Genomic DNA, 11,699 nt, shown 5'->3' with positions numbered 1-11,699 from the left:
CTATACGTGAGATTATTAAATAGAAGATGGCCCGTTATCGGGCCATTTTTATTATCTTGAAATTGCTTTAATTAATGTGGCTAGAATTGATTCTTGTAACTTCGAAATAGAAGAGATATTTGCCATAACCAAGAATGGGCTTTTGTAGATATTCCCACAAATAGTTAGCTGACCTTTATTCTCATCGTATTCAACAATTTGAAAAGGATTAACGAATTCTGATTCAAAGTGCTTCATAAGCTTCTCTTCGAATTCTTTTCCCTTTGTTGGATTTGGTACTCGCTCTCCATCAATTGTTATATGAACCAGGACTTTTTTGTCATTATTCTTTGATGCGTTTTCAATATCATTATAAATAAATTTAAGCTTACTTGCTCCAAGATTCACTTTGAAAATATGCCATAGTTCTTCAAAGAATGCAGTTCGATCATTTGGCCAAAGAGCTTTTAGATGATCAACGACTTCAAATAATTCATCCAGAAGAACAATATTATTTTGTAGGACCCAGTTTCCAGATACCTTCTCAAAGAGTTGAGCAAGATTCTCATTTGATTCTGATTCAAATTGATCTGGCCCGTTAAAGAAGTTTTGTGTCTCTTGCACTGGAGTGTGCTTAGATTCCTTAGTTAGGAAATTATGAATACTTTCTTCTTCAAGTTGCTCAGGATTGTAGAAAATGCAGTCAAATTTTTCATTTGATAACTCATCGAAATCCACAACTTTACTCTTTGAAGTGTTTCCAAGTTGTCTAATAATGATTTGATTCTGATTCTTGATGAAACCAATTTGGCGTTGCATTAAGTCCTCTCTCTGTCGTTGTATTCAAAGATATTAGCGAATTTACTTGCGATACGTCAATGTCGAGAGGCCCTTTGTGGCCTTATCTGCTCAAGATTTAACTAGAATAGGGGAATAATATGGATAGTATTGTTTCATTTATGGGAGTTGCTATAATTGACATATGTTGTCGATAAAAAGAATTCTCGCATTTTCAGCTTTATTACCACTTGTGTCAGTCAACGCACAAGATGCTTGGTTGTTTAAAGAATATTATGATGCAAAGAATGAGAAAAAAGAGGTTTCAAAAGATAAGGACCATTACGTTAAGAAGTCAGCTCTTTATCAAATTGATCTCAATGGTGATTTTCGAAGAGAATATATTGGCACTAAGATAGTGGATGGGATACCACATCTTACAATTTATAATATAAATCGTGAGCAGATATTTAATTATAAATTTCCAATTTCTGGTTTTGATTCGTATATATATCGTATAAGACGTCGAAAAATTAATAGTGATAAAATGGCGATTCTTTTTTACTTATATGATGGAAAGACTAGTTATATTGATAAATACGGCTCTTCATCTCTTTGGGCGATGGTTGTTGAAAATGGAAGTCTAAAAAACCTAGAAATAAAAGAGCTAGGAAAAATTTGGACTGAAAATACCGATAACTATGGTCATTATAAGAGAGCACATCATGTAAACTTTAAAGATGTTAATAGCGATGGTCAGCTAGATTTAATTATATCTAGTGGCTCTGTTCACAAGTATTTTTCACATATAAAGGGAGTTAAATGGCGTAACTTATGACGCCTTTTTAATATCTTCTTTTTCTTGTTCTTCTCTTTTATCAGCTAAACTTGTTACATTCGACTTATCTGGTGCATGTGCATCAGTCTTAAGCTTATCTGCATACGAGTCCTTATTGGCTCTAAAGAACGTATATGCACTAACAAATACTGGTAAGAGAATAAAGAATAGATAGAGTAGATTCTCTGAAGTTTTTGATTCTGTATATGATTCAACTTTTAAAAGATCTGAGTTATGTGTTCTTTCTTCTTTTTGGCCAGAAGGCTTTCTAGCTGGAGAAAAATCATAACCTTTGGCCTTAGACGGTTCAACTTCCTTATATTCTTCAATTGAAGATTCAAATGTATCTTCTACCGCTGGCTTTCTTGCGAAAGAGAATTGTGATGAAAGATATAAAAGTGAAATGGCCAATACTAATTTATTCATTTTATCTCCGTCCTAGAAGTGGTTGAATCCACATAGTTATTTTATCATTTTATAGAAGAGAGTTTGAGGTGGTAATCTTGGCCTCTCTGGTTTTTAGAAAGATTCTATAATTGAGCCGATTAAGTTCACAAATTACTAATATTGCTTAGAAAATAATGAACATCGCCTAAGATATATTCGCAAAATTCCGATGATTAACTATATGAAAGCAAAGAAGCCGAGTCCCTTGGTCGGATAATGTGTTGATTAAGTTTGAAAGGGGAACTTAAGAAGTGAATCAGTTAAAGAAATATGTTACATCAGTTCGAGTCGATCCGGATAAGATCGAAAAGGACTTTTTAGATTTTTGTAAGTCTTTTACAATGCGATTCATTGCCTCAATATTTCTTTTTAAAAAGAGAAAGGGTGAGGTTGTTTCTGGAGCTACGACTTTTTTCACCATCTTAAGTTTCGGGCCAGCTGTGATGATTTTAATATCAATCGTTGGTGCTTTCTTAAATGATAACGATGTCGCTAAAAATCATATCATATCAATGATTTTTTCTAACTTTCCACAGGTTGATAGTTCGATCTTAAGCGCTGTAAGAGAGGTTGTCGAAGAACAGATTAGAAGTCCGTATGTCGATTGGCATCAGCTCGTATTATGGTTCTTTGCTTGTCTTGGTATCAGCACTTCATTTATTTTTGGTATCAATACATTATCAAAAGTTGATATCGATGGTGGAATGATTCAGGATGATTTACGCTCAGCTTTCTTTGGTATTTTCTTGGCCCTATTCTTTTTGGCCCTAGCATTCTTAAATGAGAAAAACCTCGTTGTAGGCTTATTAAGTGAAGTAACACAACATGCAAGTACGTTTTATTATATTATTGAGCTCTCTATACTGCCATTTACAATCTTAACCTTTGGATTAGTTTACAAATTCTCTACCCAAATTAAGGTTAGCTACAAAGATGCTCTATGTGGTGCAGCTGTTTTTATGATGTGCTTCTTTGCCGGTAAATCTACTTATTGGATATATTTACGTTATTTTAAAGAAGATCTAATTCAGGACTATGGGAGCTTTTATAACCTTTTAGTCGCTATGATCTGGATATATTTTATCATATGCTCATTTTATCTAGGAGCATGTTATACTTATGTACCAAAGATAAAGATTTTTAATAATAAGAAAAGAAGGTCGCGTTGAGAAAGGAAGATGCAATCATATTAATGTGTCATGAAGTTTGTGAGGACTTGCACATCAATAAGGTTCTTAGAAAGAACTTCTTTGCATATTTCTATTCATGGGTTTTCTTATCATATAATGAAGTAGAGAAGAAAGTTGATGAGCTTGATAAGTCTCAAAACTTCTTTGATCGCTGGAAAAGCTCATTTAAGTATCTAAATTCAATCTGTGATTACGAGGAAAAACTTCAGCTCTTTAGTCGTTTATTTGAAATTTTCGCAGTTAAGCTTAAAAACTCCAAAGCTCCTAAAGTATTGCATGAAGCCTTTGTATCGTTAGAGATAAAAGATAAGGACTTTGAAAAACTTAAGGATACTTTCTATAAAATACAGTATTTTAGAAAATCAGGATTAAGAGACTATTCGAATGCTCTTTTATTTTCGTTAATGATCTCATATTCAAATGATGGGGTTTTAGATGAGTCCGAGTTTTCGTATTTAAGAAACTTATTAAGATCAATATGTGATCATATGCCAAATATACCAATTCATTCTTTCGATATTAAAAATGTATTAGCAGTAAATGCTTACTCTGAAGAAGAAATCAAGAAGCTTTCTCAAGAAGTTATCGCTGCAATTAAATCAGATGGTAACGTTGATAGAAAAGAATTGGCCGCTATGAAGTCTGTTATTAAGAAGATGCATCTAGGTGAATTTCATGATGATGAGTGGGAGACAATTGCGCCATTCTTATCTCTCATAATTCTACTTGCAGATGGTGAAATCTCTGAGAAAGAAGAGGATTGGTTCTTAAGTCATTATAAGGGCTTTGAAATCAAAACAATTGAGCAAGCTTTTTGGTTACATAGCATTTTGATTCAATCACCTAAAGTATTCAAAGATAATTATAAATTCATCAAAACAATTTCCGGTAGCAAAGGACCATTATTTGATATGACAAATATGTTATTTCTAACCTTTGCAAAACACTTCTTATCTCTTGATCAGAAGAGAATCGATGTACTTGCTGACTTTTTCAAAGATGGTAGAGAAAAAGATGTAATAAAAGATATCGATGAGATCGTTGCAGGAAAAGTTGTTGAAGAAGAAATTCTTTTAATTATAAACCTTGTCTTAAATGACCGTTATGATCTAAATAAGATTAATGAGTATTTAAATCAAAAGTACATTGAGAGAGTTTTTAAAGGGATTAAGAAAGAGGACTCAAAGCTTAAGTATTTAGCGATCTGTCATATTATCTTTGCAGATGAAGAGATCAGTTCTTCTGAGTATAAAGCTCTCTGGGACTCATTTAAAGAGTCTCGACTTGATCCTGAGTTACTTGAAACGGTACTATATGACTTTTCTTTATGTCGTATGAAAATTTATAAGATGGATAAGTATTATAAGTACCTATCTTAGTCTAATGTCTTTTTAAAAATCTTCATTTTATAATCGATACCTAGAATTTCCTTAGGCCCTAGATCAATCCAAATATTATCACCAGAGAGTGGTTCACTTGAAAAAATTAAGTGATTAACAAAGCCTGTTTTAGTTGGTGCTTCACATTCTGGAGAGTAACTACTACAAGTATCGCGATCAAGACATTTATTCTTGTATGTTGAGTAGTAGAGCTTCTTTCCACCATTAAATGCTAACATTAGGTTCCCATTCGTAATAATGAATGAAACGAAGTTTTCTGTCGGTGGAGCATCTTCATCAAAGTTTAAATCACCAACAATCTCTATTAGTTCATTAATTGCTTCGTTAATAATATTTGTAAACTCTTCGATATTTATTTCTTCAGTACTTAAATTGATATCTTTTGAGACCTTACTAAGTATGAAATAGAAGAGGGTTTCACTATCAGTGGTTCCTAAAATAAACTTTTGAAAATACTCAGGGATATGTTCAATAATCTTTTCTCTGTGCTTATCAAAATTTTTAATATTTCCGTTATGGGCGAAAGTCCAGTGGCCATATTGAAATGGGTGAGTGTTTAGAATATTGGTTTCCCCAATAGTTGCTTTTCTTATGTGACCTAATACTGTTTGTGAAGAAACGACGCCAGATACCTTTTTAAAGATCTTATCTTCCAAGGCAGCAGATGTAGATTTGATAATATGTGGAGAGTTTCTAACATAGTATGCGACTCCCCAGCCGTGTGGATGTTCACGACTTTGCACTTCAAGGGCATTATCGGCCTGAACTAGACTTTGGTGAACTTGACTTAATATTACTGATCTAAATCCAAATAATCGACACATAGAAAATTCCTTATTCTATGTGTCTGATCGGATTTATCTGATAAAATTTAAAGTTGAACGCACATTTCTTCGGATAGACTCAATTTTTTCCTCTTCTGAGAAGTGAGCAACCTCTTTATTCATCATCTTCACAAAAGAAGACTGAGAGACTAAAGAGATAATGATTATATTGTGCATAATATTTCTAGCGGCCCATAGAAGAAGGGTTTCTTCTCCCTTGAAGTCGATCTCTTTCCTAATCATCTCCATGAGAATCTCTGTTCCTGGAGGACCTTTTTGTTCACCTGAACATGATTTAGGAATAATATCTTCTTCTAAGGGAAGATTATTTACTAGAAACATCTTCATTGAATTATAGAAAGTGTTACTTTCTTTTTCAAAGTGAGAGTAGATTCTAACAGCACAATCTTCAGTTGATGTTGCAACAGAGTAGAGTTCTGTGAATTGAGACCTTAAGGTTTCAATATTGTGATTTAATACCTCAGCAAAAAGACCTACCTTAGATTTAAAGTGGTAATTAATAGCAGATATATTTACGTCTGCTCCTTTTGCAATATCACGAACAGAAGTATTATCGTAGCCACTGTCTGCAAATAACTGGCTTGCTACTTGTAATATGGTTTCTTTAGTTGAAATAGTCATCTTATACCTCAACCTTTTCAGCGGTTACATCTGTTGTTATTTCTTCTTCTGATTCGACTTCGACTTTTTCTTTTTTGAATAATTTATTTTTAATCCTTTCTCCAAATATTGTGACATCTTCAATAATTGCATATGCACAAGGAATGAAGATTAGAGTCATTATCGTTCCTGAAGTAAGACCCCATGCCATTGACATTGTCATTGGCACAAGCATCGCATCAGAACCACCGATTCCGTAAGCCGTCGGTAATAGACCTGAAACAGTTGTAAGTGAAGTTACAAGTACTGCTCTTAGCCTTAGTCCAGAAGCCTTAACAAGGATTTCATCGAGACTCAATTTACCTTCTTGTCTTAGCTCGTCAATGAAACTAATTAGAACAATCCCTGAATTTACAATAATACCAGCAAGTCCAATAATACCAATAAGGGCCAGGAAGCTAATAGGACGTGATCGATCAGGGTAACCACTTAGAATTGGTGTTGCAAAAGCAATTGAAAAACCAATAAAGCCTAGTGGTATTGTCATCATAATGATCATTGGCCTTAAAAAACTCTTAAATAAGAATACTAAGATCGCAAAAATCGCAATAATTGCTAGCACACCAGCTTCAGCTAGTGACTGTAGAGACTCCGCTGTACTTTCTGCAGCACCACCAAAACGTAGTGATACCCCAGGATATTTTGAAGATACTCTTTCAAAGATCTCTTTTAATTTAGAGTTTGCAGCAGCTGATGTTGTATTTATATTATCAACAGAACCAATAAGCGTTTTTGCTCGTTTAAAGTCATATCTCTTAACATTTGGTGTCCCTTCTTCTTTTCTCACTTTTGCAACAGAGCTTAGAGGAATGAGATTGCCACGATTATCCATAACTTTGATATTTAAGATATCACTTGGTTTTCCGCGAAGGGCCTTCTTAAATCTTACTTCAAGATCAACATCTTTATTATCAAGAGTTACTGTACTTGCAATACTTCCTGCGACTGCCGACCTAACTGCATTACCAATTTGAGATGCTGTTACACCTAATTGATCAGCTTTTACATAGTCAATATCAACGTAAACTTCTTCATCACCAAATACATCATCAGTTTTAAGATCTAGGACTCCATTGATTTGGCCGAGTTCATTAGAGATCTCTCCAATGATTTTATCAAGTTGTTCAAAACTATTAGATCTGAAGGTACCTTGGATATCTTCACCTACAGGAGGTCCATTTACTTGAGATTCAAAAGTTAGAGACTTTAGCTCTGGCATCTTGATTTCACGTAACTTCTTTAACATTACTGTTTCAGCAATATTAAATTTGGCATAGTCATTCACATAGACAAAGATTAGACCAACGTTATTTCCCTCTTTATCCTTTGGGTCTGAAAATCCAACTGAAGCTTTTCCTGCAAAACCAACAATATGCTTGGCCTGCTCACCAATCTTTTCTTTAATTTTTTTGCTTATTGTAAGCATATATTCTTCAGTTTGCTCAACTGGAGTTCCTCTTTTGGCTTCATAGCGAACTAGGTAGATTTCAGTTTGATCCGCAGGGAAGAGAATAAACTTATTACCAACTGCCATGAAGACTAATGAACCGATAATAACTGAAGTGAAGAAGAATACCGAAATATAACGGTGTCTAACTACAACAGTCATTAAGCTTTCAAATTTTGATTGAAACTTTGCAAACCAATCAGCTTTCTTTTCTTTACCTGTCTTCTTTGCTGAACCTGAGTATTTTGCAAGTCTCATTGGAAGTAAGAAAAAAGACTCGATTAAAGAAAGTATTAAAGAAGCGGTAACAATAATAGGGATTGCCTTAATAAATTGTCCCATGATTCCTTTTGTAACAAGCATTGGCAGGAAGGCCGCAATTGTCGTCATGGCCGTCCCTGTAATAGGAAGCCATAGTGACTTAACACTCTTTAGGGCTGCATCTTTTGCACTATATCCTTCTTCAGTCATCAATCTTGTAAAGTTCTCACTGATAACAACACTATTATCAACAAGCATACCAAGGGCAATAACGAGTGCTAGAATAGTCATAGCGTTTAACGTTAGGCCATAGTCAGGCATAAATCCTAGAGTACCAAATACTGCTAGAGGGAGAGAGAAACTAGCGAGTAAACCAATTCTTCCTGGTAAAAAGATAAAGAGGAAGAAAACGACCAGCAATAAACCAGAAATTGCGTTAGAAGCAAGTACTTCTAATTTATTTACAACTTTAATCTCTTCGTTGTTATAAACGTAGAACTTATATTCAGGATATCTCTTTTCAAATTCCTTCATATGTTCTTTGATCTTTTCAACCATTTGAATTGTGTCTTCACCAGCTTTTTTAGAGATTGTAATTAAAGTAGCTTCTTCTCCATTATAAGAAGTAATAACTTTTCTCTCTTCTTTACCATCAACAACCTTTGCCACATCTTTTAGGAAGATATTTGAACCAGAGAAGTTAGAGCGAATTAAAATATTACGAAGTTGCTCCACGTTTTGAACTTTCGCTTCAATACGAACAAGCTTTTGATCATCTTCTGATTTAAGTGTCCCACCTGGAATATTAACATTTCGAAGTCTTAACTTATTTAAAACTTCATCAATTCCAATATGCATTTGGTTTAATTTCTTAAGGTCTAGAATAATTTCAAATCTTCTTTTAGAAAATCCATCAAGAGTAACACCTTTAACGGCCTTGATATCTTCAATATCTTCTTTCAGAACATCAGCCAGTGCATCTCTTTCTCGTATATTATTTGGTCCAACAAGTGCAATTTGATATACTGGAATCTCTTCTGAATTAACTTCTTGAAAGAGAGGAGCATCTTGAAGATCTGTCGGTAAGTCTGAAACTCGATCAACCGCCTTTTGTAAATCGCTCATAACGTCATCGACGCTATCAACATTATCCATATCAACACGTATTACAATTTTAGATAGCCCTGCCTGTGAAGTTGACTTAACGTCCTTTACTCCTGAGACAGTTCTGATTTCATCTTCAATCGGTTTTGTGATCTTAATCTCTATGTCATTTGCCGATGCACCATCATAAACTGTTGTCACAACAGCAGTTGCAAAGGAAACTGTCGGATAAGATTCGGCCGTCATTTTATTTAGTCCCATTAATCCATAGATTAAGAGGAAGAAGGTAACAACGATTGTAAATTTATGATTCTCTATAAAGAATTTTGATACAAGACTCATAGTTGTGCTCTTTTGTTTAACTTACATGGAATTTGATTAAAAACTGTAAAATAATTAATAATTGTTTCGATTACTTGGTACTTAGTACTAATTTCATCAAGATTTGAATTTAGGAGTTGGTTCTCATCAATTAATAGATCTTGTGAAGTTAGACGGGCCTGACTAAATTTTCTCTTAGAATCTTTTAACGTTTCTCTAAGATGTTTCGCATTTCTTTTTTGTGCACGAATTACATTTTGAAGAGTTAGAACTGATCTTAATGTTTGAGCATGAAATGCATCTAGTTTCCCTTTTACCTCTTGTGAATCAGCTAGGTTTCTTCTTCTAATAATTTCGTCTTGGATGGCCTTTGTTTTATCTTTTTCTCCACCGATTGGCATTGTCCATTGAAGACCTACTGAGAAACGGCTATCTCCTTCATCTGAAAGTTTTTTGAAGCTATCTGAATAACTATAGTCTTTCCCGACAACTTCAAATTGCGAAATTAGCTTGAGATTTGATTTGTCATAATTCTTATTAACTTCTCTTGAAAGTTCTAAATCTTTTTGAAGAAGGCCAAGAATCTCATCGTATTGTGTGTATTCAAGAGGAAGGGAAGTCATGTGTTGTGCTATTTTCTGCGTACAGGCCATGACATCATTAACTGTATTATCAAGATTATAATTTGCTAATCTAAGATCTTTACCACCTAATTTATCTGGAAAGAGTGACTTTAAAGTTTTGATCAACTCGTTTCGTTCAAACTCTAAAAGATAGAGTTGCCCATTACGTGCTTCAACTTGTGAGCTAATTCGAGCAAGATCACCTTTGTCAGCAATGTTGCTTTGAAATCTCTTTCTTGTATCTTTTTCGAGTTTCTTTGTTGTTTTTAAAAGAGCACGTGCAATTTTTGTGGATTCATTATTGGCCACAATCTTCCAGTAGAGCTTTCTAACTTCTTGAATAAAAGTATGCTCTGAAATTGATCTTTGTCTTTTAGATATTTCTTCTTGTACTAAAAGGCTCTTATCTTGTACTCGAGAAGTTGAACCCAGGAAATCCTTATAAAGATCTAAAGCTAAAAAGGCTCCAGCTGATGTTGTTGTCCCATCTTTATAGAGATTATTTGTTACTTGATTACTATTCATCACAACACCGTACTGAAGTCCGTACTTTGAGTTCTTTGATAACTTTGCTTTAAAGTCTGCCACAGGAGAGCTTACTGGAATAAATTGAACAAAGGATTGCTCTTTTGTTTCCTGATAATTTGCTTCGGCATCAAAAGTAAAACCAAAGTTCTCATCATACTTGGCCCTTTCTTGCTTCTTTGCTAATTCATCAAGAGATATCCTTAAGCGATTAAAATTCTCTTGGCCGGCCCAGTTTACTAATGTTTCTTCGTTAACAGTAATGGTCTCTGCGTGGATACTTTGATTGATTAATAGTACGAGGAGAATCGAAGATGATAATCCTTGGCATAAGTACTTGAAAATATTCATAAAAATCCTAGGTTTTAGTCAAACGTATGTTTAGTTCAAACGATTGTTTGAATCTTACGATAGTATAGAAGAAAAATCCAGTAATTTATTTTGTGTTAGTTAAAGTGAATACGTTCTGTTTGTAAATAGAGATTATTGCCTACCTGGTTCGTGTTCATTGTTGATGCGATATAATTTATTTGAGTCTCTTACTAAGACTCTTTAGCTTTATCAGGAGGTTGAGCTGAATTATCCTCAAAGAGCATTAGAAACTTTTAAGAAATTCTCTAACTTATTAGAGTTTCGACGTTTCTATATCGCTTCTTATGAGAGAATGGCCAAGCGCTACGATTCTGCCGAACGTGCCCAACTTTCCCACGAATTAATTGATGAGTCTCTTCAGGATATAATTGCTGATGCTGATGTAAATGAATTAATCTCTTGTCGAAAGGGCTGTTCAGCATGTTGTCATACTCAGGTCTCTGTAAATCGTGATGAAGCTGATTTACTTGCAATTAGCATTTTAGAAGACGGAATAAAGATTGATGTTGAAAAATTAGTTAAGCAGTCTTTGAAAAAAGATAGTACTGAAGCTTGGTTTGAACAGGACTTCCAGGATAGGAGCTGTGTCTTCTTAGATGAAAACGGTGCTTGTAAGGTCTACTTTGATCGACCAAGTGTATGTCGTACAAATTATGCCGTTAGTGATCCAAGCGCTTGTGATACAAGCAATGGCCACTACCAATCGATTCGCCTATTAAAGACTAAAAAGCCAGACTTAATAACGATAGCTGCTTTTAACTTAAGTGGGGAAGGGGGAGCTCTTCCACATATGCTTGTCCAGGCAATCAATAGAATCTCTCAAGAAAAACTAACGAAATCAATGAAGAAAAACTTCAAAAGGTTTAGGCTAAAGCAGCTTAAAAACCTTTTCAATGACCTAATGATGTAA

10 protein-coding genes are annotated in these 11,699 nt (G+C 34.3%); 4 read left to right on the top strand and 6 right to left on the bottom strand.

Going from position 1 to position 11,699, the window contains the following annotated elements:
• Positions 1-51: 51 nt before the first annotated feature.
• Positions 52-798 (bottom strand): hypothetical protein, encoded by a 747-nt coding sequence (locus tag DAY19_RS02270; protein ID WP_114705563.1) that lies wholly within the window; start codon positions 796-798, stop codon positions 52-54.
• Between the two features lie 163 nt (positions 799-961).
• Between DAY19_RS02270 and DAY19_RS02265 the strand changes: the two genes are divergently transcribed.
• Positions 962-1,594: a hypothetical protein gene (locus tag DAY19_RS02265; protein WP_133296863.1), complete on the top strand. Its 633-nt coding sequence runs from the start codon at positions 962-964 to the stop codon at positions 1,592-1,594.
• On the opposite strand, the gene DAY19_RS02260 is transcribed toward DAY19_RS02265, so the two are convergent.
• Positions 1,589-2,020, bottom strand: coding sequence for a hypothetical protein (locus DAY19_RS02260; RefSeq protein WP_114705561.1), 432 nt, complete (start codon positions 2,018-2,020; stop codon positions 1,589-1,591). The two genes, DAY19_RS02265 and DAY19_RS02260, sit on opposite strands and share 6 nt — an antisense overlap.
• A gap of 272 nt (positions 2,021-2,292) precedes the next feature.
• Between DAY19_RS02260 and DAY19_RS02255 the strand changes: the two genes are divergently transcribed.
• Positions 2,293-3,210: a YihY/virulence factor BrkB family protein gene (locus DAY19_RS02255; RefSeq protein WP_114705560.1), complete on the top strand. Its 918-nt coding sequence runs from the start codon at positions 2,293-2,295 to the stop codon at positions 3,208-3,210.
• The gene (locus tag DAY19_RS02250) at positions 3,207-4,610 is read left to right on the top strand and encodes a tellurite resistance TerB family protein (protein ID WP_114705559.1); all 1,404 of its coding nucleotides are present in this window, start codon (positions 3,207-3,209) and stop codon (positions 4,608-4,610) included. Before DAY19_RS02255 ends, DAY19_RS02250 begins: the two co-directional genes overlap by 4 nt.
• Here the strand turns inward: DAY19_RS02250 and DAY19_RS02245 are convergent.
• The 4 genes from DAY19_RS02245 to DAY19_RS02230 are packed head-to-tail and all read right to left on the bottom strand — an operon-like array spanning position 4,607 to position 10,768.
• Entirely contained in the window at positions 4,607-5,455 is an 849-nt protein-coding gene (locus DAY19_RS02245) for a class II glutamine amidotransferase (RefSeq protein WP_114705558.1), read from the bottom strand. The genes DAY19_RS02250 and DAY19_RS02245 overlap by 4 nt on opposite strands.
• Positions 5,456-5,488: 33 nt before the next feature.
• Positions 5,489-6,097 carry a TetR/AcrR family transcriptional regulator gene (locus tag DAY19_RS02240; RefSeq protein ID WP_114705557.1) on the bottom strand — a complete coding sequence of 203 codons (609 nt, stop codon included), beginning with the start codon at positions 6,095-6,097 and terminating at the stop codon, positions 5,489-5,491.
• Position 6,098: 1 nt separating this feature from the next.
• Positions 6,099-9,290 carry an efflux RND transporter permease subunit gene (locus DAY19_RS02235; protein WP_114705556.1) on the bottom strand — a complete coding sequence of 1,064 codons (3,192 nt, stop codon included), beginning with the start codon at positions 9,288-9,290 and terminating at the stop codon, positions 6,099-6,101.
• Positions 9,287-10,768 (bottom strand): TolC family protein, encoded by a 1,482-nt coding sequence (locus DAY19_RS02230; protein WP_114705555.1) that lies wholly within the window; start codon positions 10,766-10,768, stop codon positions 9,287-9,289. Before DAY19_RS02230 ends, DAY19_RS02235 begins: the two co-directional genes overlap by 4 nt.
• Before the next feature lie 313 nt (positions 10,769-11,081).
• Here DAY19_RS02230 and DAY19_RS02225 point away from each other — a divergent pair, with 313 nt between their 5' ends.
• Complete coding sequence (locus DAY19_RS02225; protein WP_114705554.1) at positions 11,082-11,699, top strand: YkgJ family cysteine cluster protein; 618 nt, start codon at positions 11,082-11,084, stop codon at positions 11,697-11,699.

Origin of the sequence: Halobacteriovorax vibrionivorans (genome assembly GCF_003346865.1) — a bacterium.
In the GTDB taxonomy this organism is placed as follows: Bacteria; Bdellovibrionota; Bacteriovoracia; order Bacteriovoracales; family Bacteriovoracaceae; genus Halobacteriovorax_A; species Halobacteriovorax_A vibrionivorans.
This window is presented reverse-complemented; position numbering and strand designations above follow the sequence as displayed.

Bases quoted from the DNA above. Each gene is read 5' to 3' on its own strand.
- DAY19_RS02270 (WP_114705563.1), bottom strand. From the start codon at position 798: ATGCAACGCCAAATTGGTTTCATCAAGAATCAGAATCAAATCATTATT.
- DAY19_RS02265 (WP_133296863.1), top strand. From the start codon at position 962: ATGTTGTCGATAAAAAGAATTCTCGCATTTTCAGCTTTATTACCACTT.
- DAY19_RS02260 (WP_114705561.1), bottom strand. From the start codon at position 2,020: ATGAATAAATTAGTATTGGCCATTTCACTTTTATATCTTTCATCACAA.
- DAY19_RS02245 (WP_114705558.1), bottom strand. From the start codon at position 5,455: ATGTGTCGATTATTTGGATTTAGATCAGTAATATTAAGTCAAGTTCAC.
- DAY19_RS02240 (WP_114705557.1), bottom strand. From the start codon at position 6,097: ATGACTATTTCAACTAAAGAAACCATATTACAAGTAGCAAGCCAGTTA.
- DAY19_RS02235 (WP_114705556.1), bottom strand. From the start codon at position 9,290: ATGAGTCTTGTATCAAAATTCTTTATAGAGAATCATAAATTTACAATC.
- DAY19_RS02230 (WP_114705555.1), bottom strand. From the start codon at position 10,768: ATGAATATTTTCAAGTACTTATGCCAAGGATTATCATCTTCGATTCTC.
- DAY19_RS02225 (WP_114705554.1), top strand. From the start codon at position 11,082: ATGGCCAAGCGCTACGATTCTGCCGAACGTGCCCAACTTTCCCACGAA.